The sequence below is a fragment of the Pseudocalidococcus azoricus BACA0444 genome, from assembly GCF_031729055.1.
GTDB lineage: Bacteria > Cyanobacteriota > Cyanobacteriia > Thermosynechococcales > Thermosynechococcaceae > Pseudocalidococcus > Pseudocalidococcus azoricus.
Genome location: NZ_JAVMIP010000003.1, coordinates 86,467 through 111,976, shown reverse-complemented (window position 1 = coordinate 111,976; position 25,510 = coordinate 86,467). Strand labels below are relative to the sequence as shown.

Below are 25,510 nucleotides of genomic sequence, written 5' to 3'. Positions count from 1 at the left end.
ATTTTCCCTAAAGGCTCAGATTTTCCAGGCCAGTCCGGGGATGACTCTGGCGGAGTTTGGCCAGTTGTTGATACAGGTCTCGCTCGGCGGCTGTCAGGTCTTTCGGAGTAATGACTTGAATTTTGACCAAGAGATCCCCCATGCCCCCCTTAACCCCAGGCCAGCCTTTTCCCTGTAAGCGTAAGGATTGCCCAGACCTAACACCAGCCGGGATATTCAAGTTAACAGAGCCAGCCGGAGTCAGCAAATTAACTTGAGTACCCAAGACCGCTTCATCCGGGGTAATGGGTAATTCACAAGTTAAATTGTCCCCGTCAAATTTAAAAAAGCTGTGGGGGGTAACTCGCACACGTAGGTATAGATCCCCTCGGATTTGACTGAGAGGGTTAGCTTGCCCCTTCCCTTTGACGCGGACTTTACTGCCTGGTTTCGCGCCTGCGGGAATCCGCACTGTGATGGTTTCTGCCCCCACTTGCAGCCGTTTTTCACAGCCCTTTAGCGCTTCTGAGAAGGTTAATTGAATCTCAGCTTCCCGATCCGCCCCCACCGGAGAACCAACCCCAGGGCCTGGAAAGCCTTCTCCATAGGTATAGGTTTGTCCTGTTCCACCCCCCGTTGCCCCTGCATATCCGCCAAAGCGGCCGAGGAGTTCATTAATAAATTCATCAAAATTGTTATAGCGACCAAAGTCAAAGTCCATATTATTAAAGTCAACATTGACTCCTGGTCCAGGCCCGCCAACTCCAGGCTGCTGCCAATAGCGACCAAATTGATCGTACTTTTGGCGTTTTTCTTTATCTGAAAGAATTTCGTGGGCTTCGTTGATTTCTTTGAACTTGGCTTCAGCGGCTTTATCCCCAGGATTTAAGTCAGGGTGATACTGGCGGGCAAGACGGCGAAAGGCCTGGCGAATTTCAGCATCGGATGCGGTCTTAGTGACTCCCAAAATTTGATAGTAGTCCTTAAAATCTGTTGCTGCCATCGCAATTCTGCCCTAACCAGAGAGTATTAAGTTTTAGAATTCTCCTACCTACAATGTATGATAAGTTTTCCAATTACTGGACGGAATATTCAGGTTGTCCAGATAACCGAATCATTGACGGCTCAGGCAGCATCAGCGGCAAACTCGGAGAATCATTGGGGTAATAGGGGCAGTCCGAGGGTAATCAGATAATACACTAAGGGAGCGGTGAACACATAACTGTCAGCCCGATCTAAAATACCCCCGTGGCCGGGAATTAAATCCCCTGAATCTTTGACCCCCGCATCCCGTTTCATCATGGATTCCGTTAAGTCCCCCAGCAAGCTAGTAATCCCAATCATCACCCCCAGGCCGGTGCCAGCAATCATCCAACTGGGCCACGCTAAAACCCAAGCTCCCCCCAAGCCCATCCCAATACTGCCCAAAATCCCAAACACTGCCCCTTCGACCGTTTTTTTCGGACTAATTGCTGACAAGGGGGTTTTCCCAATCCACTTTCCCATCACATAGGCTCCAATATCCGCCGCCCAAATACAGGCAAAGGCCAAAAGGGTAATGGCCAGGCCTGGGGGTAAATCTGTCGGCTGCCAAGAAGTGGGCCAATACCCGCCCAAGGGAAATGTTGACTCTGGCACACCGAGTTGGCGAATCCGGACTAGATAACTCGGTAAGTAGCCGCCATAGAATAACCCCATAATGGATGTGGAAATATCAGCAATCGAGGCCAGCTTCGGTTCAAACAACAAATAAAAGCAAATAATCGTCCCGGCCAAGGGAAAAATGGCATCAGCGACTAGAGGAAGTTTATAGGCGGTAATTAAAAATAATTGACTGACGACAAGGGTGGTTTTGGTGGCGGGGACAATGCCTTTAGCGCGGGCCAGCTCGAAATACTCTAATTGCCCCAGATAAACTAATGCTCCCAGGCCGAGGGTAAAGTACCAGCCCCCCAGCAAGGTAAATCCTAAGGCCACAACGATGGCCACCACTGCACTAGTAATCCGAACCCAAGGCATACACTTCCACTCCTAGGCCCAGTTGAACCCACATTTCCTAGGGGTAGCACCGTGATGTCGGCCAATCGCAGTAATATTTTCTAGAATAGCTTATTTGCTGACTTCCTTAAAATCCACGGTCAAGCCCCCTTTAGCCACCAGAGGGAGGGTTGAACATTTAGGATTAAAATCAGCAACTTTGCCTCTCAACAACAGGCCTGGATACGGTTCCGCTCATGTCAAAGTTTGATGACACACTTAAGACGTTTTATGCCCCCAATCGCCAGGCCTGGCGGGAGTGGCTGAAGATGAATCACCGGGCATCAGCAGGAATTTGGCTTCTGTATTACAAAGTCAGGAGTCAGCAGCCCAGTATTCAATACAGTGAGGCCGTTCAAGAAGCCCTCTGCTTTGGTTGGATTGATAGCAAGGTCAAGTCAATAGATGCAGAACGTTATCAGCAGGTTTTTACCCCCCGCAAACCCAAGAGTGTCTGGTCAAAGCTCAATAAATCCTATGTCCAAGACCTGATTGAGCAAGGGCTAATGACACAAGCTGGACTGGAGATGATCAACCGGGCCAAAGAAGATGGTTCATGGACAAGCCTTGATCAGATTGAGGCCTTGATTGTCCCCGCAGATTTGCAGCAGGCCTTGGCCACCAATGCGCTGACTAACCAGAATTTTCAAGCCCTAAGTAACTCAGCCAAGAAAAACATTCTCTTTTGGATCGATAGTGCCAAGCGGGCCGAAACTAGACAGAAACGAATTGTCCAAACGGTTAATGCTATGGCTCTCAATCAAAACCCCTGAGTTAAATCCTGATGATTCCTGAGCGTGTCACAATCTGCCTAGACCCACTGGCCCCGTATTTTGCCGCTATACTGATTGGGTTGGATCCCCCCTGTAAATCTAGCTCATGAGTACCCCGATCAAAATTATTCAGCCCACTGGTGTTTTTGGTGGCCCCCAAGCAACAGCCTTTCGCCAGGAAATTGTAGATTTAGTCCAGGCTGGGGTCACTGTGGTCTTAATTGACTGCCAAGAGATTACGTTTATGGACAGTTCTGGCCTGGGGGCATTGGTAGTGGCGTTAAAAAACCTCCGGACAACCAATGGACAATTGTTTCTCTGTGGTGTGACAGAACAGGTAAAAATGCTCTTTGAATTAACCAGTATGGATAAAGTCTTTCGCATCCTCAAGGATCAAGCCGAATTTGAAACCACAATTCGCCCAACCTTATAGTTAAGTCTAGACTGGCCTGGACTTGGCCCAACCGAAAACCCCTTCCCTCCTGACCCTTGTGCGCGCTAAACTTCTACCGCTCCCCCTCAACCAGATGAGAAACTTACACTAAATATTCTGCTGGAGAGCCACAGTCAGATTCCAAGGCACAGGTTAAGATTAACAAGACTCAATCACCACCCTTCTTTCAGGATTCTGTTTACCTATGGTTGCCCCAACTTCTCCCTATTTACCCCTCGTTGCTAAAATTGAACTCCATCAGCAGCAAATTATTGTTGCCCAACAATTTAAGGATACCCTCGGCAGCGACTTTGCTAAGTCTTGGAATAATTTTGTTGACTCGGGTCAAGTTTGGGCCCTAATGATTGGCCTGGCGTTGGGGTGGATTGCTGGTAAACTTTTGAATTTCTAAAATTAATTTTTTGAATCTACCTAACTGCTGGGGTCACTCAGGGGGCCTGGGTACACCCGATCCATCAGCGGAGAGGCAATAAACGTGGTCACTAGGGCCATGATCACCAGCATTGTAAATAAGACTGGAGAAATAACCTTCAAACTCAAGCCCACATTGAGAATAATTAATTCTGTTAACCCCCGTGTATTCATCAACAGCCCCAAGGCCGCAGCCTCCCCAGCCGGTAAGCCTGTCCAACGCGAGACCCAGTAAGTCCCCCCAAACTTCCCTAACACTGCGGCTAAGAGGATCAGGATAGTTAAACCCCAAAGAGTCGGTGTATTCACCAGGCCAATTTGGGTGTTAATGCCACTATAGGCAAAAAATAAGGGCAAAAGGAAAATAGTGACAAAATCTTGAATTCGCTCTCGGAGATAGACTGTACTGGCCAAATTCTTGGGCATAATGACCCCCATAATAAATCCACCGAAAATGACATCAATGTTGAGTAACTGAGTCCCAATTGCGCTGAGGATTAAGAAAATATAAATGATGGTTTGTTGACTGAGGGTTAAGGGGCCCCGTTGCGCCCAGGCCCGCATTTGTTGTTCAATCCATCGCCGCCCCACTGTCATCATCAACATCGTAAAGAGGCTAATCCCCACCAAGGTTGGCCAGGCCGAGAAAATATCATTGGAACGGGTCGCAATAATCGCCATCGCCAATAAACACCAGGCTGTGATGTCATCTACAGAGGCACAGGTGAGGGCCAATAATCCTAATGGAGTTTTCTGGAGATTTTTTTCTTGAATAATCCGAGCCAAAACGGGAAAGGCCGTCACCGACATCGCCGCCCCCAAAAAAAGGGCAAAGGCCAAATTGGAAATCTCAGGGTTAGTCCGTAAAGGCTGCAACAGGGTCAAGGCTAAACTCACTCCCAAGGTAAAGGGAACTAAAATACTGATGCTGGATGTCGCCATTGCCACCCGTAGCCGTCCCCGCATATTTTCTGGACTCACCTCTAGCCCGACCAAAAACATGAAGAAAATCAGACCAATCTGTGAAAGTAAATAAATGGAGGGCATGACATCCTTCGGAAACAGGATGGCCTCGGTATGGGGAGCCAGCCAACCCAATAGAGACGGCCCCAGCATAATCCCCGCCACGATTTCTCCCATCACAGGTGGCTGATTGATCCGCGTAAATAGATTACCCACGAGCCTGGCCAGGCCAATGATCAGACAAATATCAACCAAAATTAAGAGTAGGGTTTGGGTTTCCATCAAGACAGGCCTGGTGATAGAGCATTCCCGCTTTGGGGAAATCAATGGATTGGAAGTTGACTACTGCCCGCTAAATATAACCGCCGCGTCGATGACCGTCAGCGGAGGCATCCCTATATTCAGCTGGGTAATCTAGAGTGGGATTCTCAAGCCTTAGCTCACAGGCAGCTTATCAAAATCCGGGGGGTTTCTAAAGACAAGAAAGTGAAACTGTTCCGGGTGACGATGTTTACCCACCAGCAAGGCTTTGCTGCGACGCTCAAGACGAGACCCATGCAGTCCAGCATCAGAAGCATCATTGCCGAACCTGTGGCTAGATTTCGGCGACGGCCCGTTCAATGAGCCGCCGGGCCAGGGTTTGAACTCCGGTGTGATAGTAGTAGTTGGTACTCATGTCTAAAAAGGCACCTAAAACATCCAAGTTATCCTTAGACAATTCCACGGAGCGTTGGAGGCTATTAACCACTTTTTCGGGCGTTAAGTCTCGGGAGGCGATAAAATCCCCCATCCAGCCCTGGACTGAGCTAAAGCTTTGGGAAACAAAACCGAGTTGTTCAACGGGGCCATGGCCAGGAATGAACTTAGAAACGGCTTTGAAGGTGGGATTTTCCGTCAGTTCTTTGGGTTGAAGATTTCTTAAGACATCCAAGGACTTCAAAATAAAATCTGGGCCAAGGGGGATCAGGCCATCAAAACAAACTAAGGCTGCCATCCGCATTAGGGATTCACCGCCGTAGTCGGCCAAGGCCCGTAAAAAGTCGCTAATACTGTCCCCCGGAATCCCATTGATTTGGCAAAAGGCAACAACTTCGACCACCAGTTTAATGGTCAAATCTAAGGACTGGGCTTTTTCCGGTTTGGGGGTGAGCTTATCGAGAAATCCCAGAAATGAGATTTTTTCCCCAACTTTATTGGCCAAGGCCGCGGCTCCGAGGAGAGAATCCGTATTGTCCACCGTTTGATAGAGCCAGAGGGCCCGTTGATAGCCTTGGGATTTGTCATTAAATAGATAAACAGCCCGCTCGCCAATTTGCTGCACCAGGCCTGGGTCGGTTTCCCCCGTCACTTCCCGAATGGTATTTTCAAACCCCACTAAATTATTCCATTGACCAGGGATAACAAAATCCAGGGCCTTCAAAGCCATGACTGTCACCCCGCCTGTGGGCAGTTGATCAACAATCTTAAAAATTGAATCACTCACGCTAAAGTCCTCGCTGAAATATTAGTTGATGGGGGCTGACCTCAATCCCTCGGGTTTCCTTGTCATAGCTGGCTGGGGTCAATGCCTAACTCCCGTAATTTGGCGGCTAATCGGGCGGACTCCTGCTTGGCCTGGTGAAGTTTGATCGCTGTTTCCTGGAGTTCCTCTTGAGTGTCCTGGAGTTCCTGCTGGGATTGTTGGTAGGCTTCTGCGGAACTAATTAACCGCTCCCCGGCCTGGGTGTACCAGCAGAGCCATTCCCGAGTGTAGCCACAAAAGCTGTTAATCTCCCGACCTAATGCCAGGCCAATTTCGGGGAACCAAATCCGCTCTCCCACCATGGGGATATATGCACCGTTTTCTAAACGATACACTTCCAAGGGTTGCCGTTTGGGCCGATAGTTGGGCATGGGGCGATAAATGGCGTAGTAACGAATACCTAAATCAGCGTAGAGATCCCGTTTGGCTTCATATTCCTTTCCATAGGTTTTAGAGATAACTTCCAAGGCCAAGATCGGGATCACGTTCTCCTCTTCCCAAAGGACATAGCTTAAACGCCCGGCTCCATTCCGAAAGCGCAGCACACCTAAGCTCAAGAACCCATCAGGGACGACGGCTGGCCGGTGAGGATCGTAATAAACCCCCATATCTACCCCAAAGAACCAGTCTGGCCGCTCTGCCCAATATCGCGATAAGAGTTCCAATAAAAGATTGGGGATCAGATTTTGCCATTCATTATCCACCGGGGTGTCATCCGAACAGGGTAGGTCTTCCGCTGTGGGCAGGGCTTGGGTCTGGGGATCATAGAGCAACATCAGCAGTCACCTTTAAGGTAGTTGGGCCAGGCCCTCGAGGTTAAACTTAGCAATCCAGGCCTGGCGGTCGGCGGCGGTGAAACTGGGATCCCGAGAAAGCACCTTGACTTGATACCGATCCGCTACCAAAATTGCGCTTTGGGTCGTGCCAATTTCGACGGCCGGATAGCCCGCAACTTGATTCGGACTGTTCTGAAACTTAGCCGCGGCACTGGGGAGGCTGGTGGTGTCGAAAATGGCTAGCATGGCCAAATCCTGGCCGTCTTTAATGAGTTTGGCTTCGGCAAATCCCTTTTTCTCTTGGGTATAGACTCGCTCATAGCCGGGTTCAGGGCTGGGGAAGAACTTGTTAAATTCACTCCCTTGGGTGGCATCTTCGGCAACTGCGGGGGTGGCGGTGCGTTGGGTGCTTTCAATTTGGGCCTGCTCAAAGGGGGAGGGCGGGGCCTGGGTACAGCCCGTAATTAGCAGTAAGCCCACTAAACAAACGCTAACCGCAATTCGATAGAGACGATTCACAAACAAGCCTCCCTGAAAAGATCACAGACTGTTGCACCACCCAACCATTTCTGCACAACGGGGAAAGATTAAAGGCAAATCCCAGCAAGGGGCTAGTCTAATATTTTTGCCGCTGAACTATGGGTAGTCCGGTATTCCCCCAAGAATCATCAAGTGCAAACCCAGGAGTTGGATCTATTCTGCCACGGGTGACGATACCGATCTGGGGCTAGAGGTGATTTGCAGGAAAGTGAGGGTCTGCCATTGACCAAGCAACTGCTGGAGATATTTCCGGTGATGTAAGCGCAAGATTTGGGAGATAATTAAAGTCATTGACAATTTTTACCTGCCGAAGCACTCCCCATGAGCCAAAGTTACACCGTTGAAATTGAACATCAAGGGCAAACCTACACCCTGAGCGTCTCTGAAGATAAGCAGATTTTGCGGGCGGCCTATGCTGCTGGGATGGATACCTTACCGAGTGCCTGTAACTCTGGAGTTTGTACAACCTGCTCGGCCCTGGTTGTCTTGGGTGAAGTGGATCATGGGGATGCCATGGGCTTGAGTCCCGAACTGCGAGAAAAGGGCTACGTTTTGCTCTGTGTAGCCAAACCCAAGTCGGACTTGAAAATCATTAGCGAAAAAGAAGATGAGGTCTATGATCTCCAGTTTGGACAGTTTCAACAGACCAGTTAGGTCTTCTCTGCGGATGATGGATTAATGACAACACAATTTATCACCCTAGAATTGCTCCAGCCTCCTGATCCCGGCCAGTTAATTTCTCTAATTACCGAAGAACTGATAAAAGTGGGGATGCCGCTGCGTTGGGCCATTACGGAACTCCCAGAGCTGGGGATGATTCGTGTTGAGGCCGTAGTGACTCCGATTGAGATTAGTGCTGACCGTTTATGCCCGGCGCGTTAACTACGGTTTTAATCATTCCGACGGGAATTGGGGCGGCCATGGGTGGGTATGCTGGAGATGCCATTCCTGTAGTCCGGGCCTTGGGGCAAGTCTGTGACCAAATTATTACTCATCCAAATGTGTTGAATGGGGCCCAACTCTATTGGTCAATGCCGAATGTGGCCTATGTGGAAGGCTATGGCCTGGATCAATTTGCGGCCGGGGCCTGGGGTTTAAAGCGGGTGAGTGCAAATCGGATTGGCCTCTTGTTTGACCAGGCCATTGAACCAGACTTACGATTGCGACATTTACAAGCGGCCGAGGCTTGTCGGGCAACCTTGGGACTCAAGCTCACGGACTATGTGATCACGGATCAGCCCTTGGGGGTGGAATTGCGGACTTCACCATCTGGGGCAACTTGGGGAACCTTAAAACATCCTGATAGTTTACTCAGGGCCGCCGCCAAATTAATTGAGACTGCCCAGGCCCAGGCCATTGCCATTGTGGCCCGCTTTCCCGACCAAATTGATGCCCAGGCCCTCAGTGCTTACCGCCAAGGTCAGGGGGTGGATCCCTTAGCTGGAGCCGAAGCCATCATTAGCCACTTAGTGGTCAGGGAGTTTCAAATTCCCGCCGCCCATGCCCCTGCCCTGATGCCCCTGCCCCTAGATGCCACTCTTAGTCCCCAGGCCGCAGCGGAAGAACTGGGCTATACGTTTTTGCCCTCGGTCTTAGTGGGTCTGAGCCAAGCTCCCCAATTTGTCTCTCTCGATCCTCAGGTTTTCCACGATCGGCCGGATGTAATTGATCGGCAATGTGTGGATGTAGTCATTAGTCCAGCCGGGGCCTGTGGAGGGCCAGGCTTATTAGCCTTGAGCCAGACCCAAGCTCAAATCATTACCGTTGTAGACAATCCAACAACCTTAAATGTGACCGCTGAGGGCCTGGGGATTAAGGCTCTAGCAGTTCAATCCTATGCAGAAGCCATTGGGGTCTTAGCGGCCATGAAAGCGGGGGTCGCGGTGTCACGGTTATGGCCAAGGATGGGGCGATTACAGGAACTCTCAAAGGAGTAGGTTCTTTAACCACTGCTCGACTCTGGCTCCATAGACTGGCAAGGCATAATCCTGCTCTACTTGGTCTCGACAGGCCTGGCGACTGATTTGATCGAGTTTTTGGATGCCCGCAATTAACCCAGGGACTGAATCCGGTCTCACCAGCCAGCCTGTTTGACCATCCTGAATAATTTCGGTCGGGCCGCCACGGGCATAAGCAATTACGGGAACTCCACAGGCCAGGCTTTCAATTAAGACATTGCCAAAGGCTTCAACCCAGCGAGAGGTGACCAGTAAGGCCCGACATTTTCTCAAAATTTCCTGCATTTCTTGAGTTGTTTTGAAGCCGAGATATTGAATCGGTGCATTGGGGTAGCTGGCTTGAATGGTTTCCCAGTAGGTAACATCCTGGAGCTGGCCCATAATTTTGAGGGGAGTTCTGGTTTTATTAACCGCTGCCACCGCATCTTCCAGGCCCTTTTCGGGAGAAATCCGCCCTAGCCAACATAAAGATGCCTCTGGCTCTGGACAAAACTCATACAGTGATAGGTCTAAACCACTGCCCAAGGCCACACATTGATTCGCAAAAGGGAATGTCTCGGCCTGGGTGCGGGTATAAACGCCAATACTGCCTGGAAACTGGTCAACCACGGCCCCCACAATTTGATCCATGACATCGTTGAGGGAACCCATACTCACTAAATGGGCCATCGGCGTTTGCAAAAATGGGGTCAGATAAAACGGCAACCAGTCATAGGCAAAATTCACCAAAATGTCATACCTGGCCTGGACTTGGCGGGCATAATCCCACATCCGCCCTAAAACCGGGTTGGGTGGCATCTCAATGGGCTGGTCACGGGTTTGGGTTTGGGCTGGGACTTGTAATGCGCCGGAAATTTCAACCATCTCCACGGGTAAGGGCAGTTTTGAACCTTGGGGAGCAACAACTGTAATCTGGTGGCCAAGGGTGACGAGGGCCTGGGCAATATTTAGCAGGGTTAATTCAACTCCACCCCCTAAGCCAGAACCGAGGGGGCCAACCGATGTGGAGAGGAATAAAAGTTTCACGCTCACCTCATTCAATGAATTAAAAAATTAGCACCAAAAAGGGAATTTATGCCTAAGGCAAGGGTAAGTTGATCGGCAAAACTTGTCATTGTTTCAACCCCATCGGTTAAGAGAATGCGGTTTTCTTCAGCAGCCCAGGCCAAAATCAGCGGATCTGTTGCTGCTCTTAAGCCGACATCCTGAACCCGGACAATATTGCAGACCGTAGATTGCCCCAGGACTCCAGTAACAATCTGTTGATTAAAGTTTTCAGCAGCGAGGCAATAAATCATGCCATCAAGAAAAATTAAGCACGCTGGGACTGGCGAGCAATTAAGGGATCCCAAAGTCCAATCGGATTAAACTGTTCTTCATTGGCTTGTTTAACTTGAGCTGCCTTTATTTCACGTTGTTGGAGGTACTGATCAACGACTTGACGATGATGCAGGTAATAATCAATCACCGAGTCAACGTCCGCCAGATTCAGTGAGGGATATTGAGCAACAATTTCTTCGGCACTATTCCCATCTAAAAAGGCGGCAATGACCGTATCTAAAGTCACTCTTGTAACCGCAACTCACATCACATCCCCTAAATCAAGGACTAAAGGTGGGGATTCGCTAATAATCGTCAATGGCATAGCAACTCTGGCAAATGTGAGAAGTTAGCGCAATAACTCGGCCCCAGCCACGACTTCTAAAATTTCCTGGGTGATGGCGGCCTGGCGGGCTTTGTTGTAAGAACGGGTTAAGGTTCCGACTAAGGTTGTGGCATTATCGCTGGCATTACTCATGGCAGTCATCCGGGCGGCCAGTTCTGAAGCGGCGGCCTCTTGCATAGAGCGCAGGAGTTGATTGTTCAGGTATAAGGGCAAGAGCGCATCTAAAATCTGCACAGGATCCTGCTCAAAAATCATATCCGCCGCTAAAGGGGTTGTCGGCAGTGCTACTTTTTCCCGGCTGACTTCCAGTTTACTACTGCGGCTGGTTAACCGGAAAATTTCATCATCTTCTGCTTCCAGGCCTTGGGGGTCTAAGGGCAACAGGGTTTGAGTCACGGGACGGGAGCTAATTAAAGAAACAAACTTGGTATAGATCAATTCGACCCGATCCACGGTTTCCGATAAGAACAAAGACAGGAGTTCATTGGCAATCTGCATCGCTTCGGTGGCTGAAGGAATTTGCTCCAATCCGGTAAATACGGCATCAATGGGGCGTTCGCGACGTTGGAAATATTGAGCAGCTTTACGGCCAACAATTACGAGGGTATAGTCAATTCTCTCGGACTGGAGTTCCCTAATCCGATCTTCGGCCCGGCGAATCACACTGGAGTTATAGGCCCCACAGAGGCCCCGATCGCCGGTAATCACCAAGAGGGCTACTTTTTTCACTGGTCGTTTAGCCAACAGGGGCAAATTGGCTTCTTCAAACCGTAACCGGGCCTGTAACCCATGCAAAACCAGGGCCAACCGATCGGCAAAGGGGCGAGTGGCTGTGACTTGTTCTTGCGCCCGGCGAACTTTAGCAGCGGCAACCAAACGCATTGCTTCAGTGATTTTGCGGGTATTTTTAACTGACTGAATCCGATCCCGAATTGATTTGAGGTTTGCCACAATTACCGTCCTTAAATCCCAACCTAAGTCTGCGCTTCTCTCAGGATTTTAACGTAGAGGGGGCCTGGCTTCTAGATCCATTTTGGCGCGAGGGGTCTTAGGGGGCTGGTCCAAACCAGAGTCTCACCGCATTGGCCTTAGACTCATGCCAGGATAGAGTCAATTTTGTTGCCATTTTCCCCAAGAGTTGGCCCGTTACTATGCAAGTTCACTGCACCCGGCCTGGATGTCCCCAACCGATCAATAACTTTCCAGAATTAGATGACCCAGCAGTACGGAAAAAATCACCGCAAAAGTTTTGCCTGGCCTGTGGGATGCCCTTAATTCTCAGAAATCGCTATGTTCCCCAAAGGCTCCTGGGCCAGGGAGGATTTGGCGCGGCCTATTTTGCCCGAGACCTGGACACGCCGAGATTACGGGAATGTGTGATTAAGCAGTTGGTGGTGAATACGACTGATCCGGAAACCTTGGCCAAAACCCAGGAACTCTTTGAACGGGAAGGAGAAGTTTTAGAAAACCTGGGAACCCATGCCCAAATCCCGGATTTATATGCTTACTTTGAACTGGATGTAGCGAATCTCCAAACGGGCCGGTCAGAACCTTATTTCTATATCGCCCAAGAGTTTATTGATGGGGAAACCCTAGAGGAAGAGGTGGGCCGGAAAGGGCAGTTTTCAGAAGCAGAGGTGGTGGAATTGCTCCGGGAAATTTTGCCTGTGTTGCAGTATGTCCACGATAACGGCTCGATTCATCGGGATATTAAGCTATCCAATATCATGCGGCAATATCCCCATAAAACTAAAGTTCCCGGCCAGGCCAGTCTTTACCTTTTAGATTTTGGAGCCGTGAAGCAATTGGCAACCTTGGGCGGTTCGAGTAAGATGACCGGCATTTATACCCCCCATTTTGCGCCCCCAGAACAAAGTCGCGGTGAACAGGTTTTTCCGAGTTCCGATCTCTATGCCTTAGCGGTGACTTGTGTGGTCTTACTGACCGGCAAACCCCCCAGCGATCTCTATGAGGCCTATACCAACTCCTGGAAGTGGCGACCCCATGCCCAAGTGACGGAGCAATTAGCCCAGGTTTTAGATCGGATGCTCCTGCCCGCACCCAGCCAGCGGTTTCAATCTGCCAGTGAGGCCTACTATGCCCTGACCCAAGGCTCAATTATTCCCAATCCGCCGCCCCTCTCAACCCGGCCATTGTCAACGCCCCCCCCACCTATTGCGACCGTGAGTGTTCCGGCCCCGTCAACTGGGACAAATCTGCAAGGCTCTGTGGGGACTCCCAATCCACCGCTTCCCCAAGCTACGGGTCAAAATATTAACCAACCCACGATTACGCCCCGCCAACCCCAGGGTAAAGCCCCCAAAGTTCCAAAACAGCCGAAACCAGCGAAACCTCCGGCTCCCCCATTACCGATGCTGAAAGTGCTGACTGGTGCGGCGTTTACGGGATTTGAGGCGGGAATTATCGGGTTAGTTGGTCATGGCCTGTTAACTCAGGGGTGGGCTTCCCTTGGCCTGGTGGCAGGGGGAGTGGGTGTAGTCCTGGCCTTGCTGATCTTTTTGCAGTTTAAAGGGGTGATCGAGAAGTGGGAGCAGTTGGTGATTGCGGTCATTTCAGGAGCCATTGTTTGGTTTGCACCGTTTTTGCCAATTGTCGGCGTTCAGGCTTTACTGATCTCGGGGATGATTGCTGTTGGCCTGGTGGTGATTGCCCAGATATTTTTGCTGATTTATACCTTGCTCTCAAAAATCTTATAAGTCTCAGTTGAATCAGAGTCTATCGGGTTATGAAGACTCCCTAAAGCCAATGATGAGGATAACTGCGGCCAGGTGTTATGTTGTTGAAGATATATGTCCATAGGATAATAACTAGGGATCCCAGGAACACAGGTGTGAAAAGAAATCCCCATGAGGCCTGGCCCATCACCCCAACTAAGGCTACGGCTCCCCCCGGCGGATGGACAGTCCGGGTTAGTTTCATCAACTTGATGGTGGTAGCCACTGCCAGGCCCATGACCCAGGGTTCTCCGCCAAAGCACTGCACACAAATAATGCTGACCAACGCCCCAATGCAGTTACCCCCAATTACATTTCGAGGCTGGGCCAGGGGACTATCGGGAATGCCATAGACCAAAACCGCTGTTGCCCCAAAGGGAGCCGCAATCAAGGGGAAGTGGGTAGCAAGGGATAAATAGGCCAAAATCTCAATCCCGACCAAACTGCCGATCCAGGAGATGAGGCCTTGGGTAAAACTGAATTGGGGTTGATAGGCTTTGCCCTTACGTCTGGACTTCTTGGCCTGGAGAATAATCCGGCGATAGGCCTTCAGGTCTTGGAATAATTTTAGTTTCTGCCAACGAGGTGATTTTTTATGCTCAGATGAGATTTGTTTTTGAGAAATGTCCAAGCAGCCCCCCCAGGCCTGGTCAAATAGTATCAATTGCTACAAAATCCAGGCATAATTTATTGTTTCAGGTTTAGGGGGAGAGACAAGGGTTAAGGGTGATAGGGGTTTCTCATCATTGGGTTTATCAGATGTGATAGCTTCATGCCAACGGTTAGAACAGAAAAAGCTCAGGCTTAAAACTCTCAAAAGAATCTTAAACCCAAGCCCTCTGTGATCCTTAATTGGTGATCATCCCTAGGGTGCCAAGGCATTACCCCGGAGCAAGCTGCCAATGGTTTTTGCCGTGATTTTTAGCTGCACCAAGGGATTGGCTGGGACAACGGTTTTATAGAGATAGCTGTCAAAGGTGAGCCGTTGCACATCAATGTCTTCGCACATTTCGACAAAGGCTTCGCGGGTCGCATCAGACCGATAGAAAACCCGTTGCAGCAAATCCAACACCAAGTAGGTCATGCCATAGCGTTGATCCCAGCGTTTGAGATAGACCTTCAGATCTGCCTCGGTGGGAATGCGTTGGCCGTTATTCGAGAACTCAACAATGGTTTCGGCGCACATCCGGGCTGATTTGGCGGCAAAATAAATCCCTTCTCCAGAAGATTTTGTCACAGTTCCAGCGGCATCCCCAACCAGGGCCACTCGACCGACCACACGCCGGGGCCGCGGATGTTCTGGGATGGGATGGGCTTCGACTTTAATAATTTGTCCCCCTTCCAGTTTGGCAGCGGCCCTAGTGCGGATACCGGCCTGGAGTTGACGGATTTTTTCCTTGTTGATTTTCATGGTGCCGGTACCGACTGCCACGTGATCGTATTTGGGGAAAACCCAAGCGTAGAAATCCGGGGAGACATCATCACCCACATACATTTCGGCTAAGTCGTTGTAGTAGGCCATCTTGTCTTCGGGCAACCGAATCCGCTCTTGGAAGGCAATGGCGTAGTTGTAATCACCAGCATCAATTTCTTTAGCAATCCGGGAGTTGGCTCCATCAGCCCCAATCACCACATCTACTTCGAGGGTTTTGGCAATGCCTTCTGGACCACCGTTGGAGAGGTCAGCATAGTGGAGGACATAGGGCTTGGAATTATTTTCGGGAATATCTAGCTTAAAGACTGTCCCATTAATTAAATTGGCCCCAAAGCCAGCGGCCCGCTCCCGCAAGAAACCATCCAAGACTTCCCGGCGGCACATCCCAATATATTCATCGGCTTTGAGGGTATGCCCAATGTTGACCTCAATGTTGGAGGGGGAGATCATTTTCATCTTCCGGACTTGCCGATCAATGATGTGGGGGGGCAAATCAAACTCACTCACCATGCACAGGGGAATAGCGCCACCGCAGGGTTTGGCATTGTCTAATTTACGTTCAAATAAGTAGGTTTCGATTCCAGCGCGGGCGAGTGTTTCTGCTGCTGAAGATCCCGCCGGCCCTGATCCGACAACCGCAACCCGAAGTGCCAAGGTCGTTCTCCCAAAATGCAATAACGGCAACAGTTTGGATGGTAACACGGCATTTTTAACGGTTCAGTAATATATCGCGGCAACTTACAAATCTGTAACAGTCTGTAATGGAGCGAGGAGATTTTCAACCATCAACCTAGATCTGCTCAGGGGGAAAAACAATTCATGGGGGGCAGGACGCTCTTGCGCTGGTCGGTCTGTCCATGAAAAATAATTTGTTTTTTGCATTTCATCTATAGAATAAGTTAAATGTTACAGTTCTTTATATTTCTACAACTCTTGCCAGGCCTGGCTTATGGGGCTTGAAACCAGGGGAGCTTTATCAAAGTCGGCGTAACTTAACAATTTGCAACAATAGATCAACTAGGTATATATTCTTATTGGGGCGGTGAGTCACCTGTGTCTGCGATACATTTCCTCCCACAGTAATTACCAGAGCTACCCCGATTCGACACATAGTTTCTACCCTTTGGGGGATAATTGATGGCTGCTCAATTTCCTTGGTTGACGCTAATTACACTACTGCCGGTGATTGCGGCGTTCTTCATTCCTTTATTGCCCGATAAACAAGGTAAGACTGTTCGCTGGTATGCCCTTGTGGTTGGCCTGGTGACTTTTGGCTTATCTGTTTATGCCTTTAGTCAGCATTACGACCCGCTGCTGCCTGATTTTCAAATGACAGAGGTGATTCCCTGGATTCCCCAAATTGGCTTGAATTGGTCTTTGGCGGTGGATGGCCTGGCGATGCCGCTGATTTTGTTAACAGGCTTAATTAATACAGTGGCAATTTTTGCGGCCTGGAATGTCCAGCACAAGCCCCGCCTCTTCTACTTTTTGATGTTGGCGTTGTACTCGGCTCAGATTGGTGTATTTGCTGCTCAAGATTTAATGCTCTTTTTCCTGATTTGGGAATTGGAATTAGTGCCTGTTTATCTGCTGATTTCCATCTGGGGTGGGCCAAAGCGTCAGTACGCGGCGACAAAATTTATTCTTTATACTGCCCTCGGCTCCATTTTCATTCTTGTGGCTGGCCTGGCTATGGCTTTCTCTGGAGGGAACTTCACTCTGGATATGGCCACCTTGGGAATGAAAGAGTACCCAATGGCATTGGAACTGCTGGCCTATGCCGGATTTTTGATTGCCTTTGGGGTGAAAATGCCGATTTTTCCGCTCCATACTTGGTTGCCCGATGCCCACGGTGAAGCCTCTGCCCCTGTGTCTATGGTTTTGGCTGGGGTTTTGCTCAAAATGGGTGGCTACGGGTTGATTCGCTTCAACGCTCAAATGCTCCCCGATGCCCATTTCTACTTTGCCCCCGTCCTGATCATCTTAGGTGTGGTCAATATTGTTTATGGTGCTCTAACGGCCTTTGCCCAAGAAAACCTAAAACGCCGCTTGGCCTGTTCTTCAATTTCCCACATGGGCTTTGTCTTGATTGGTGTAGGAACCTTGAATGCGGTTGGTTTGAATGGGGCAATGTTGCAGATGATCTCCCACGGTTTGATTGCCGCTGCCTTGTTCTTCTTGGCTGGGGTCACTTACGAACGGACACATACCCTAGTCATGGAAAAAATGGGTGGCCTGGCTAAATCTATGCCGAAAACCTTTGCTCTGATTACAGTTGGTTCAATGGCTTCCTTGGCCTTACCTGGGATGAGTGGGTTTATCAGCGAGTTGACTGTGTTTGTCGGCTTAACAGCTAGCGATACTTACACCTCGATCTTCAAAGTGGGTGTGATTTTCCTCTCTGCCGTTGGCCTGCTCTTAACCCCGGTTTACCTACTTTCTATGTTGCGGAAGGTCTTCTTTGGCTCTGGGGAAGGTGGGGAAATGTTTGATAAGTACATCAGTGATGCCAAACCGCGGGAAGTCTTCATTGCTGCTTGCTTACTAGTGCCAATTTTAATCGTTGGTTTCTATCCCAAGTTAGCAACCCAAACCTATGATGTGACGACTGTGGCTGTGGCGGATCAGATTCAACGGGGTGTGCCGACCGTTGCTTCCCAGGCCTTCCCGCTCTATGCTCAACTCCACCAGGCCCCCAGTTTAGCCCCTCAAGAAACCACGATTGCCATGATGCAGGGTCGCTAAAGCACATCGTCAGTTATCTTTAACCCCCAATTTACGAACGGCCATAAACAGTCTTGGTAGTCAGCGTTGAAGCTCTCCAGCAGATTTATGGCTGTTTTTTATGTTTTAAGGTCTATGGCGTTACGGTGCAGGCCGGGCGAGATGAAATTTTAGCGATTGCGGCACGAAATGGGGCGTTTAATGTCCGGGTGTTTGGCTCGGTGGTGCGGGGAGACGATACGGCAGACAGCGATGTTGATTTTTTGATTGATTATGATGCTAGTCAGGTTACGCTGTGGTTGACCGGTGGATTGTTGATGGATTTGCAGGATTTGCTGGGCTGTCGGGTAGATGTGTTAACGGAGAAGGGGATTAGCCCATTAATTCGAGAGTGGGTGTTATTTGAAGCTCAACAGCTATGAGTGTGATGGATAATCGATTTTACTCAATTGCCGAGGTTATAGGTGATTAAACTTGTATGATTAAATTTTTATAAAAAACTATGAACAAACTCTCAGAAATTCGGCTTCAACAAGAAATAAGTACATTAATTTGCGATTATTTGATATGTCAAAATTGCAGTTTTATTGATCGTGACAGAGACAGATATCGTCGTGGCGAAAAATGTAAGGTTTGTGGATTAGCGAATGATGCAGGGCGTTTGGCATTTCACCTGAATATTTCAACTCTGGTTAATCTAATAAATGAAGCCTATCACTCAAAATCAGCCATAGAAAATTTATATCGTCCAGAATCCAAGAATATTAGCATTCTCATTTTATTTTGCACTTTACGTGAAGCATTAATAAATGATTTTCTACTGCAAAATATGAGAGCAAATCAATTACCGAAAAGCATAATTTATAAGTTACTTGATGATAATAAAATGACTCATCAGAAGTTCAATGACTTATTCTCAGTTATAACGGGTGATAAATGGGATAAAGCAATAGCAAATATTTCTGAGATTAAAAGTATTGACTTTTGTGATGTTTCCACCTTAATGAAAGAAGCATCAAGAATGCGTAATAAATTTCTCCATGATGGCTCAGCCTGGGCAATACCTCCTGATTATGGAAAAACGTGCATGGATGCTCTGCCAAGCTTGATGGCTTTATTTGTAGCTTTACATAATCTCTACACCCACCCTTTAATTTATAAACGATTAGAAGAGTCGCAGAGTCCCGAAGGGAATGCCAGTATAGAGAGAAATGATCTGGCGTAACGATGTCTCGACAGCCAACAAACACGCTTTTCCATGACAAGACTCTAACTACAGCAATTCGGGCGTTTACCTTTCCGGCTGGCTTGTCCGAGCGGCAAGGGAAGGTGTTGCAGTGGATTGATACGTTGAAGTCTGGAACGCTGGATCAGGTCAAGGAAACCTCGCTTCATGGCAGTTTTTTAGCGGATATTTTCCAGGCCATCTTGGGCTATCGATCCGTGATTCAGGGCAGTGGCCAGGCCTGGGATTGATGAAGGTTGTCCCAAGGCAATCAATACGGCAATCAAAATCAGTGAACGGCGGTACAAGTTGCTTGGCCTGGATTCTCCCATTCAGTCACAGGTCGAGACTCTGGTTAACCAAGAACTGGAGCAATTTGTCTCAGCACTCAGTGAACGCTTACCTCATGAAAAGTTTATTGAGGTGTTGCAAGTGATCTCTGCTCTCCAGGGTGCGAAAACTCATGCTTAGGTAGTTATCTATCCAACGCAATAAAACAATGCTCTTCTAGGCAATTCTGGGGGACTTTGTTTTCAGGGTATGAACAGGTCAGCTAAATGGTGGCTTCCACTCAAGAACATAGCTTCCTTGTTCAAGGCGCAGTCCCGGTGTGCTGGTCATAGTTTTGTAACAACAGTAGTGGATTGTGGGCCATGGATCGGCCAGAATAGAGCTATATTATCCAGGCCACTCTTGATTTTGCAAAGGGAAATAACTATTCGATTTTCAGGTCTTCAGCTCACATACCCATTCTTGCTCAAATTTTTCTAGAGAGGGCAAGCCAATGACACAAACACTAACAATGCCCGTAATCCTGAGTAAGGTTTCTCAGTTAGGCTTTTCTAAAAAATATATTAGAGAAATAGGGCTTCCCAGTTGGTGGGACGATGAACTGAACGAAAATCCGGCAAGTGTTCTCGAAGGGGCTGGCCATATTGCCCAACGCCTCCATTTAGACCTCAAAAGCCTCTTGCTAGAAAATGAGACTCCTAAGTTTAAGGATATTCCACCTACAAAGTTTAAGTATCACCTCCAAGGAATAAAGGATATTCCAGAAAAAGCTCATCAACTTGCTTCCCGGCTAGCTGCAGTTGTGGCTAGGGCAACACCGACTGAGTATCGCCCCATTCCTGATAACGCTCCTGAAATTCGTGCTGAAATTCTCGCTCAATATCCTCGAGTCACGCTAGAGAGCTTGTTAGCTTACTGCTGGGAACATGGAATCGCTGTAGCCTACTTTAACAACTACCCAGATAATAGTCGCAAAATCACGGGCATGATTCAGTGGCAAGACTCTAAGCCTGTAATCATTCTTAGCGGTAAATCAACTATTCCGGCCCGCCTAGCCTTTAACTTAGGCCACGAACTAGGGCATTTAGCCTTGGGACATATTCAATCAGGCGAAGGCATCCTTGTAGATGACACGATTGACCCTGACTCTAATGACCAGGAAGAAATGGCCAGTACAAAAATAGCAGTGCGGCTATTAGTGAATAAATTTGATAATTATTTTGGGACATGCGAATTTCGGAATACCAAACAATTTCATAAAGCGATTGATAAACTTCTACAGCAGGATTCAACAATTGATCCGTGTGCGATGGGTTTTAACTATAGCTGGCATAATCATAATGATAATCACTGGGGACTTTCCATAAAGCTAGCTCAGAGTTTGGGCTGCGGCAAGGGAGGGGATCAAATCATCAATAACGCCCTATGCCAACAGATTGACTGGTCAGAGTTAACTGACGATCAAGCGGACTATTTAGAAAAGATTCTTGGAGCTTAGTATTGTCCGATTGTATCTATTGCATTGATAATGACATCCTCAAGAAACTTGCCACCTTTCAACTGTTTGAAAAAACAATTCAGGCTTTTGATGTTAACCACCAAGATATTAGAGTTCTAGATACAGCAAAGCGAACATTTAGGAGCAAATGGGAAAGGTTTCAGAAGGGCAGAAGTCGTGAGCCTGATGTGGATCGGATCATTGACTACGAGAAAACTCTAGCACTGGCAGAAAGTTTACCTTCCATCAAAGAAGTACCGGATTTCGTCCTGTTTTCAGAACTAGCCAACACGGAGGATATTGACCAGGGGGGAGCAATTTTAACCACCTACGCAATCCAATCTATTGAAAACGGTGCTGACATCCTACAGTTCACAGGTGATAAGCGATTTATTAAAGCCCTAGCTCAGGTAAACTTACCCCAAGTAGAAATACTTAGACATCGAATCTGGTGTTTAGAGCAGTTAGTTCTCAAAAATATTGAGATTTATGGGTTTGAAACAATAAAAGAGGTCATTGTCCCACGGCGAAATTGCGACAAGTCTATCAAGTCAGCTTTTGGATCTGGACTAAAATCGGAATCTAAAAATACTTTATGGGTATTAACGGAGAGCATCAGGATATTAAAACAAGAAGCAAATGACCTTTTAGCTCCTTATCCATGATCCCAATAATCTAGCTAAAATTTCATGATTTTTTTATCACAGTAGAAGCGCACATCACAAGCACTAAAAGTCTTCTCCCGTGGCCGTTTGGAATATATGTTTGAAACCTTACCGATTGCCCCACCCACTGGTGAAATAAAGTCGCAAGTTGAGCCTAAAGTTAGTCGCTTAATTGAAATCACCCAACAAAACCAGGCCAGTCATCGAGAACTCCTGGATTGGCTCCAAACCGAGCAGAACATTGCCAAACTCGGCCAAAAACTCGAAAACTTTGCCAGCTTAGATAGTGATCAGTTTGTTCAAGAAGTCAGAGCCAGAAAGCCCAAAACCGAGAGCCCAAGTCCCAAGGGTTTGAAAGAACTCCGAGAAGCCTATCAAGGCTATGCCCCCCAAATCCAGGCCCACAATGCCGAAGCCCTCACCTTGGAAATTCAACTCTCAGATTTAGTTAATCAAGCCTATGGCCTCACCCCTGAAGAAATTGATCTCATGTGGAAAACTGCCCCGCCAAGAATGCCCATCCCCCGTCCAATTTAATGGATTAGATGTTCGATCAATGATAATTAAAGAAGCTAGCTTAGAGACCCAGGCCATGAATACCGCTCAAATCAAAACCGAGGGCGATCACCAAGTCGTCATTCTTCCCAAAGAAATAGAACTTTCTGGCACTGAGTTTTATATCAAGAAAGTTGGTGATTCAATCATTCTCATTTCTAAAGATCATCCCTGGCAATTATTGTTTGACAGTTTAGACCAGTTTTCAGATGACTTCATGGAAACTAGAGATTAGCCAAATTGAAGGCTATCACCTTAATGACAGAAGTTAAACCGTAGTGACTGATAATTTTTGGGCAATCTTCAGCAACCCTTCAATAGACAAATCCTCATCAATCAGCGGCCAGTGAATTCCATATCCGGCGGGGGAAACTTGATAGATAGAGCGTTCTTGTTGGCCGGCCTGGGCTAATCGTGGCGAAATTTCACAGATTGGGATACGAGCAACTTGGTTATCTATAGCGTTACTCATTTAGGGTGAGACGGGGACAAGTCAGAAAATGCTTGATGGGCATCTTTTTGACATTTCTACTCTCTCAGAACAGCCTGCGTAACGCTATACCTTGAGAACGAGATCGTCCCCCTCAAACTCCAGGCCATGAACATGGTGAAACTTAGTCATTTTTTACCTCAAAGTCGCGATTGAGAACCTTTAGGTGTTTTGAACTGTAATTAATTGTGAAGTTTGCAAGCGTTGGAGCCAGGCCTGGTAAAACTCTCCATTTGCTTCTTTCTCAGTCGAATTAGTGGTATCCCAAGGGTAGGGAGTTAACCCCGTGATTGCCGCAGTCGTTACACAAAACATAGACTTTTGAAAAGTTTCGCAAATTTTTACCCGCAGATCATCTTCACCCCGATTTTTTTGTTGATAAAACTTTAATAAGTAATCCGGTAGATAATGGCGCATATCCTGCATAACTAGCGTGGGAGGAATTCCAGCCGCGCCTGTGGGTAAAGGATCTGCAAACAAGGCTCCATAGCCAAACTCACTTTGCTCTGGGGAAATTTGCTGGGCCTGGGCATTGTAAGAGACGGTACCAAAGAAAGGTGTACCTCGCAAGAAAATGGCTTCCACATAGGGCACGGCCGTATCCATCAAAAAGGTTAAACCCGCGCTGGCCGGGAGAATATCATAGGTTTGTCCATCAATTTCCACGCTGTAGGTAATCGGTTTACTGGCATCTGCCACCAGGCCATTGCGAATATGGGCGACCACTTGGGAAATTGTCGTAATCCGACCCGCATCATATTCATCGCTAAGAGTTAAGAAAATTGGATACATTACCGTCCAAAACTGCCCCAGGCCACTGTAATAGGCCCACTGCCGGACGACTTCTGGTAAAAATTCGGGAAAGAGGTAGTTCAGGAGCCGCATCATTGGATTATCCGCAGTTTTGGCCGCAATCGCTTTCTTCGCCAGGCCAACAAATTCCTCAGAATCCAAATAGGCATCCAGGCCCCCACCCCCATGCCAGAGCATCACCCGCAAGCAATATTCCGCATATTCAAAATTAATCCGGTCATGGAACCAGTGCCGCCAGAGTTTGCCCCAGGAAAATTCCCCATTGAAATACTTAAAAAACGGAAACAGGACCAAAAACTGATGATCGGCGATATAAATTAAGTTCTCGGCATAGGCTTGCAGGACAATTCCATAACTCTTGAGAATTCCGACCACTTCCATCACGTTTTGGGGAGAATCGGGGAGTAGGGCCTGGCCGGATTGCAGGGCATTAAAGACCGTATCCAGTTGCTGTTGGGTATCCGTTGCGGCGGTGGGAGTCATTAAGTTCATGGCAGTTAATTTAGCGAGGCAAGGAGGTGAGTAGGGCCTGGGGGGCAGTGTGAAAGGCGGTTAAAAGGCTATCTGTATTTTGGCTCCACTGGATCAGCAGGTTTGGTTGCAAGCCTAAAATAATAATCAAAATTGCAAGGATCACCCCCGGCCATCGCTCCCGAGCACTCACAGGCGGTAAATTAGCAAGCTCAAGCGTGAGTCGGCCAAAGAACACCCGGTTGACCAGCAAGAGAAAATACACCGCCGTTAAGCCTGTCCCGACCATAGTTAAGAGGGTTTGAACCGGAAACACCGGGAAACTACTGCGAAAGACCATAAATTCCGCCACAAACCCGACCATCCCCGGAATCCCGCCACTGGCCATCACCCCCGCGACCATCAACGTGCCAATCAAGGGTAAACCCCGCTCTGGATTCAACAGGCCCCGCAAGGTTTCAATGTCCCGGCTCTTGGTTTTGGCATAGACCACACCCACCAACAGGAACAGCAACGCCGAAATGAGTCCGTGACTGACCATCTGTAAAATTGCCGCCAATAAACTCAAGGGGGTCGCCGCCGCACAGGCCAAGAGAACAAACCCCATATGCCCAATCGAACTGTAGGCGACCATTTTTTTCATATCTTTCTGGGCAATCGCCATCAAGGAACCATATAGGACACTGACCACAGCCCATGTTGCTAAATAGGGGGCTAATAGATGCCAGGCCTGGGGAAAGAGTTGCACCCCATAGCGAATCAAGCCATAGGTTCCCAGTTTGAGCAACACACCCGCTAACAAGACTGAAATTGGGGTTGAGGCTTCCACGTGGGCATCGGGCAACCAGGTATGAAACGGCACGAGGGGAATTTTGATCCCCAGCCCCACGAGGATAAAACCCAACAAAATACATTGAGAGACCACCGGCAAGGCCTGGGCCATCAACGGGTCATAGTCAAAATTCAAGCTCCCGGTCAACCAGGCCAGGCCCAAGAACCCACTCAGAATCAGCACCCCAGAGAGAGCCGTATAAATCAAAAACTTGGTGGCGGCATAGTTCCGGCGCGCTCCCCCCCAAATGGCAATTAACAAATAGAGGGGAATCAACTCAACTTCATAGAACAGGAAAAACAGGAGCAAGTTATCGGCTAAAAAGGCCCCGGCCACCCCGGCATTGAGGAGCAAAATCAAACTGTAGTAAAGGCGGGGACGGTTAATTTCTAAGGGACTGGCAAAGATGGCAATCACCGTCAAGAAGCTATTCAGGAAAATCAACGGCAATGAGAGGCCATCCACGCCCAAGCGGTAATTCAAGCCCAAATTGGCCAACCAATCCAAATTTTCGGTTAATTGAGAACTGGCCTGGGAGAGATTAAATTGTTGTCCGACTACGGCTGTCCAGGCCAAGACCAGTCCGCTAATCACCAAGGCCACAATCCGATAGGTGGGGCTGGATAACTTACTGGGTAACACAAAAAAGGTTAGTCCCCCGAGCAAGGGCAACAGTAACAATAAACTCAGCATTGAC

The 25,510-nt window shown here is 48.4% G+C and carries 31 protein-coding genes and 1 pseudogene; 16 read left to right on the top strand and 16 right to left on the bottom strand.

Features of this window, described 5'->3' with window-relative positions; translation table 11 throughout:
- Window positions 1-7: 7 nt before the first annotated feature.
- Together RIF25_RS05265 and RIF25_RS05260 are read right to left on the bottom strand one after the other, a co-directional pair.
- Window positions 8-982, bottom strand: a complete 975-nt coding sequence (locus RIF25_RS05265) for a J domain-containing protein (RefSeq protein ID WP_322877498.1) — start codon at window positions 980-982, stop codon at window positions 8-10.
- Between the two features lie 152 nt (window positions 983-1,134).
- A complete protein-coding gene (locus RIF25_RS05260) occupies window positions 1,135-1,998 on the bottom strand; it encodes a phosphatidate cytidylyltransferase (RefSeq protein ID WP_322877497.1) in 864 nt (287 codons plus the stop codon).
- Between the two features lie 215 nt (window positions 1,999-2,213).
- Between RIF25_RS05260 and RIF25_RS05255 the strand changes: the two genes are divergently transcribed.
- The 3 genes from RIF25_RS05255 (at window position 2,214) to RIF25_RS05245 (ending at window position 3,634) form a co-directional block, all read left to right on the top strand.
- Complete coding sequence (locus RIF25_RS05255; protein WP_322877496.1) at window positions 2,214-2,789, top strand: YdeI/OmpD-associated family protein; 576 nt, start codon at window positions 2,214-2,216, stop codon at window positions 2,787-2,789.
- Between the two features lie 106 nt (window positions 2,790-2,895).
- Window positions 2,896-3,222 (top strand): STAS domain-containing protein, encoded by a 327-nt coding sequence (locus tag RIF25_RS05250; RefSeq protein WP_322877495.1) that lies wholly within the window; start codon window positions 2,896-2,898, stop codon window positions 3,220-3,222.
- 205 nt (window positions 3,223-3,427) lie between these two features.
- Complete coding sequence (locus tag RIF25_RS05245; protein ID WP_322877494.1) at window positions 3,428-3,634, top strand: hypothetical protein; 207 nt, start codon at window positions 3,428-3,430, stop codon at window positions 3,632-3,634.
- 20 nt (window positions 3,635-3,654) lie between these two features.
- On the opposite strand, the gene RIF25_RS05240 is transcribed toward RIF25_RS05245, so the two are convergent.
- From RIF25_RS05240 to RIF25_RS05220, 5 genes are all read right to left on the bottom strand, one after another.
- A complete protein-coding gene (locus RIF25_RS05240) occupies window positions 3,655-4,899 on the bottom strand; it encodes a cation:proton antiporter (RefSeq protein WP_322877493.1) in 1,245 nt (414 codons plus the stop codon).
- A gap of 313 nt (window positions 4,900-5,212) precedes the next feature.
- Window positions 5,213-6,100, bottom strand: a complete 888-nt coding sequence (locus tag RIF25_RS05235) for a hypothetical protein (RefSeq protein WP_322877492.1) — start codon at window positions 6,098-6,100, stop codon at window positions 5,213-5,215.
- Between the two features lie 62 nt (window positions 6,101-6,162).
- Window positions 6,163-6,915, bottom strand: coding sequence for a Uma2 family endonuclease (locus RIF25_RS05230; RefSeq protein WP_322877491.1), 753 nt, complete (start codon window positions 6,913-6,915; stop codon window positions 6,163-6,165).
- A 12-nt stretch (window positions 6,916-6,927) separates the two neighbouring features.
- On the bottom strand, window positions 6,928-7,434 hold the full coding sequence (locus RIF25_RS05225; RefSeq protein WP_322877490.1) for a hypothetical protein: 507 nt from the start codon (window positions 7,432-7,434) through the stop codon (window positions 6,928-6,930).
- Between the two features lie 174 nt (window positions 7,435-7,608).
- Window positions 7,609-7,746 carry a hypothetical protein gene (locus tag RIF25_RS05220; RefSeq protein ID WP_322877489.1) on the bottom strand — a complete coding sequence of 46 codons (138 nt, stop codon included), beginning with the start codon at window positions 7,744-7,746 and terminating at the stop codon, window positions 7,609-7,611.
- Between the two features lie 30 nt (window positions 7,747-7,776).
- On the opposite strand from RIF25_RS05220, the gene RIF25_RS05215 reads away from it, so the two are divergent.
- From RIF25_RS05215 to RIF25_RS05205, 3 genes are read left to right on the top strand one after another with little or no spacing between them, the layout of a single operon-like run.
- Window positions 7,777-8,109, top strand: coding sequence for a 2Fe-2S iron-sulfur cluster-binding protein (locus tag RIF25_RS05215; protein WP_322877488.1), 333 nt, complete (start codon window positions 7,777-7,779; stop codon window positions 8,107-8,109).
- 24 nt (window positions 8,110-8,133) lie between these two features.
- Window positions 8,134-8,337 (top strand): hypothetical protein, encoded by a 204-nt coding sequence (locus RIF25_RS05210; RefSeq protein ID WP_322877487.1) that lies wholly within the window; start codon window positions 8,134-8,136, stop codon window positions 8,335-8,337.
- Window positions 8,322-9,392, top strand: coding sequence for a DUF3326 domain-containing protein (locus RIF25_RS05205; protein WP_322877486.1), 1,071 nt, complete (start codon window positions 8,322-8,324; stop codon window positions 9,390-9,392). The genes RIF25_RS05210 and RIF25_RS05205 overlap by 16 nt, the downstream gene beginning before the upstream one ends.
- Here the strand turns inward: RIF25_RS05205 and RIF25_RS05200 are convergent.
- The 4 genes from RIF25_RS05200 to RIF25_RS05185 all read right to left on the bottom strand — a co-directional run bounded on the left by RIF25_RS05200 (window position 9,381) and on the right by RIF25_RS05185 (window position 12,030).
- On the bottom strand, window positions 9,381-10,439 hold the full coding sequence (locus tag RIF25_RS05200) for a glycosyltransferase family 4 protein (RefSeq protein WP_322877485.1): 1,059 nt from the start codon (window positions 10,437-10,439) through the stop codon (window positions 9,381-9,383). The genes RIF25_RS05205 and RIF25_RS05200 overlap by 12 nt on opposite strands.
- Window positions 10,440-10,450: 11 nt before the next feature.
- Window positions 10,451-10,711: a DUF5615 family PIN-like protein gene (locus RIF25_RS05195; protein ID WP_322877484.1), complete on the bottom strand. Its 261-nt coding sequence runs from the start codon at window positions 10,709-10,711 to the stop codon at window positions 10,451-10,453.
- Between the two features lie 14 nt (window positions 10,712-10,725).
- Window positions 10,726-10,980: a DUF433 domain-containing protein gene (locus RIF25_RS05190; RefSeq protein WP_322877483.1), complete on the bottom strand. Its 255-nt coding sequence runs from the start codon at window positions 10,978-10,980 to the stop codon at window positions 10,726-10,728.
- 102 nt (window positions 10,981-11,082) lie between these two features.
- A complete protein-coding gene (locus RIF25_RS05185; RefSeq protein WP_015124465.1) occupies window positions 11,083-12,030 on the bottom strand; it encodes a F0F1 ATP synthase subunit gamma in 948 nt (315 codons plus the stop codon).
- 200 nt (window positions 12,031-12,230) lie between these two features.
- Between RIF25_RS05185 and RIF25_RS05180 the strand changes: the two genes are divergently transcribed.
- Window positions 12,231-13,796, top strand: a complete 1,566-nt coding sequence (locus RIF25_RS05180) for a protein kinase domain-containing protein (protein WP_322877482.1) — start codon at window positions 12,231-12,233, stop codon at window positions 13,794-13,796.
- A gap of 40 nt (window positions 13,797-13,836) precedes the next feature.
- Here the strand turns inward: RIF25_RS05180 and RIF25_RS05175 are convergent, their stop codons facing one another.
- The gene (locus RIF25_RS05175) at window positions 13,837-14,445 is read right to left on the bottom strand and encodes an HPP family protein (protein ID WP_322877481.1); all 609 of its coding nucleotides are present in this window, start codon (window positions 14,443-14,445) and stop codon (window positions 13,837-13,839) included.
- A gap of 234 nt (window positions 14,446-14,679) precedes the next feature.
- Window positions 14,680-15,903: a geranylgeranyl reductase gene (chlP, locus tag RIF25_RS05170; RefSeq protein WP_322877480.1), complete on the bottom strand. Its 1,224-nt coding sequence runs from the start codon at window positions 15,901-15,903 to the stop codon at window positions 14,680-14,682.
- A 483-nt stretch (window positions 15,904-16,386) separates the two neighbouring features.
- On the opposite strand from chlP, the gene RIF25_RS05165 reads away from it, so the two are divergent.
- The 9 genes and pseudogenes from RIF25_RS05165 to RIF25_RS05125 all read left to right on the top strand — a co-directional run bounded on the left by RIF25_RS05165 (window position 16,387) and on the right by RIF25_RS05125 (window position 22,442).
- Window positions 16,387-17,994 (top strand): NAD(P)H-quinone oxidoreductase subunit 4, encoded by a 1,608-nt coding sequence (locus RIF25_RS05165; protein WP_322877479.1) that lies wholly within the window; start codon window positions 16,387-16,389, stop codon window positions 17,992-17,994.
- A gap of 125 nt (window positions 17,995-18,119) precedes the next feature.
- The gene (locus RIF25_RS05160; RefSeq protein ID WP_407682333.1) at window positions 18,120-18,395 is read left to right on the top strand and encodes a nucleotidyltransferase family protein; all 276 of its coding nucleotides are present in this window, start codon (window positions 18,120-18,122) and stop codon (window positions 18,393-18,395) included.
- Window positions 18,396-18,475: 80 nt separating this feature from the next.
- Window positions 18,476-19,198, top strand: a complete 723-nt coding sequence (locus RIF25_RS05155; RefSeq protein ID WP_322877477.1) for a hypothetical protein — start codon at window positions 18,476-18,478, stop codon at window positions 19,196-19,198.
- Window positions 19,199-19,200: 2 nt separating this feature from the next.
- The gene (locus tag RIF25_RS05150) at window positions 19,201-19,449 is read left to right on the top strand and encodes a hypothetical protein (RefSeq protein WP_322877476.1); all 249 of its coding nucleotides are present in this window, start codon (window positions 19,201-19,203) and stop codon (window positions 19,447-19,449) included.
- On the top strand, window positions 19,430-19,669 hold the full coding sequence (locus RIF25_RS05145; protein ID WP_322877475.1) for a hypothetical protein: 240 nt from the start codon (window positions 19,430-19,432) through the stop codon (window positions 19,667-19,669). Before RIF25_RS05150 ends, RIF25_RS05145 begins: the two co-directional genes overlap by 20 nt.
- Before the next feature lie 313 nt (window positions 19,670-19,982).
- Window positions 19,983-20,987, top strand: a complete 1,005-nt coding sequence (locus RIF25_RS05140) for an ImmA/IrrE family metallo-endopeptidase (RefSeq protein WP_322877474.1) — start codon at window positions 19,983-19,985, stop codon at window positions 20,985-20,987.
- Window positions 20,988-20,989: 2 nt separating this feature from the next.
- Window positions 20,990-21,652 (top strand): hypothetical protein, encoded by a 663-nt coding sequence (locus tag RIF25_RS05135; protein ID WP_322877473.1) that lies wholly within the window; start codon window positions 20,990-20,992, stop codon window positions 21,650-21,652.
- Between the two features lie 102 nt (window positions 21,653-21,754).
- A pseudogene (locus RIF25_RS05130) lies at window positions 21,755-22,189 on the top strand (Eco57I restriction-modification methylase domain-containing protein); the annotation flags it as partial.
- A gap of 55 nt (window positions 22,190-22,244) precedes the next feature.
- The gene (locus tag RIF25_RS05125; RefSeq protein ID WP_322877471.1) at window positions 22,245-22,442 is read left to right on the top strand and encodes an antitoxin; all 198 of its coding nucleotides are present in this window, start codon (window positions 22,245-22,247) and stop codon (window positions 22,440-22,442) included.
- 33 nt (window positions 22,443-22,475) lie between these two features.
- On the opposite strand, the gene RIF25_RS05120 is transcribed toward RIF25_RS05125, so the two are convergent.
- From RIF25_RS05120 to RIF25_RS05110, 3 genes are all read right to left on the bottom strand, one after another.
- Window positions 22,476-22,679 (bottom strand): DUF2442 domain-containing protein, encoded by a 204-nt coding sequence (locus tag RIF25_RS05120; protein WP_322877470.1) that lies wholly within the window; start codon window positions 22,677-22,679, stop codon window positions 22,476-22,478.
- 180 nt (window positions 22,680-22,859) lie between these two features.
- On the bottom strand, window positions 22,860-24,002 hold the full coding sequence (locus tag RIF25_RS05115) for a CO2 hydration protein (protein ID WP_322877469.1): 1,143 nt from the start codon (window positions 24,000-24,002) through the stop codon (window positions 22,860-22,862).
- Window positions 24,003-24,012: 10 nt separating this feature from the next.
- Complete coding sequence (locus RIF25_RS05110; protein ID WP_322877468.1) at window positions 24,013-25,506, bottom strand: NADH-quinone oxidoreductase subunit M; 1,494 nt, start codon at window positions 25,504-25,506, stop codon at window positions 24,013-24,015.
- Window positions 25,507-25,510: the final 4 nt, after the last annotated feature.

Coding starts and splice junctions, on each gene's coding strand:
- RIF25_RS05120 (WP_322877470.1), bottom strand. CDS start 22,679: ATGAGTAACGCTATAGATAACCAAGTTGCTCGTATCCCAATCTGTGAA.
- RIF25_RS05155 (WP_322877477.1), top strand. CDS start 18,476: ATGAACAAACTCTCAGAAATTCGGCTTCAACAAGAAATAAGTACATTA.
- RIF25_RS05205 (WP_322877486.1), top strand. CDS start 8,322: ATGCCCGGCGCGTTAACTACGGTTTTAATCATTCCGACGGGAATTGGG.
- RIF25_RS05220 (WP_322877489.1), bottom strand. CDS start 7,746: ATGACTTTAATTATCTCCCAAATCTTGCGCTTACATCACCGGAAATAT.
- RIF25_RS05215 (WP_322877488.1), top strand. CDS start 7,777: ATGAGCCAAAGTTACACCGTTGAAATTGAACATCAAGGGCAAACCTAC.
- RIF25_RS05150 (WP_322877476.1), top strand. CDS start 19,201: ATGTCTCGACAGCCAACAAACACGCTTTTCCATGACAAGACTCTAACT.
- RIF25_RS05265 (WP_322877498.1), bottom strand. CDS start 982: ATGGCAGCAACAGATTTTAAGGACTACTATCAAATTTTGGGAGTCACT.
- RIF25_RS05210 (WP_322877487.1), top strand. CDS start 8,134: ATGACAACACAATTTATCACCCTAGAATTGCTCCAGCCTCCTGATCCC.
- RIF25_RS05250 (WP_322877495.1), top strand. CDS start 2,896: ATGAGTACCCCGATCAAAATTATTCAGCCCACTGGTGTTTTTGGTGGC.
- RIF25_RS05125 (WP_322877471.1), top strand. CDS start 22,245: ATGAATACCGCTCAAATCAAAACCGAGGGCGATCACCAAGTCGTCATT.
- RIF25_RS05165 (WP_322877479.1), top strand. CDS start 16,387: ATGGCTGCTCAATTTCCTTGGTTGACGCTAATTACACTACTGCCGGTG.
- RIF25_RS05230 (WP_322877491.1), bottom strand. CDS start 6,915: ATGTTGCTCTATGATCCCCAGACCCAAGCCCTGCCCACAGCGGAAGAC.
- RIF25_RS05245 (WP_322877494.1), top strand. CDS start 3,428: ATGGTTGCCCCAACTTCTCCCTATTTACCCCTCGTTGCTAAAATTGAA.
- RIF25_RS05180 (WP_322877482.1), top strand. CDS start 12,231: ATGCAAGTTCACTGCACCCGGCCTGGATGTCCCCAACCGATCAATAAC.
- RIF25_RS05260 (WP_322877497.1), bottom strand. CDS start 1,998: ATGCCTTGGGTTCGGATTACTAGTGCAGTGGTGGCCATCGTTGTGGCC.
- RIF25_RS05240 (WP_322877493.1), bottom strand. CDS start 4,899: ATGGAAACCCAAACCCTACTCTTAATTTTGGTTGATATTTGTCTGATC.
- RIF25_RS05255 (WP_322877496.1), top strand. CDS start 2,214: ATGTCAAAGTTTGATGACACACTTAAGACGTTTTATGCCCCCAATCGC.
- RIF25_RS05140 (WP_322877474.1), top strand. CDS start 19,983: ATGACACAAACACTAACAATGCCCGTAATCCTGAGTAAGGTTTCTCAG.
- RIF25_RS05110 (WP_322877468.1), bottom strand. CDS start 25,506: ATGCTGAGTTTATTGTTACTGTTGCCCTTGCTCGGGGGACTAACCTTT.
- RIF25_RS05195 (WP_322877484.1), bottom strand. CDS start 10,711: ATGATTTATTGCCTCGCTGCTGAAAACTTTAATCAACAGATTGTTACT.
- RIF25_RS05115 (WP_322877469.1), bottom strand. CDS start 24,002: ATGAACTTAATGACTCCCACCGCCGCAACGGATACCCAACAGCAACTG.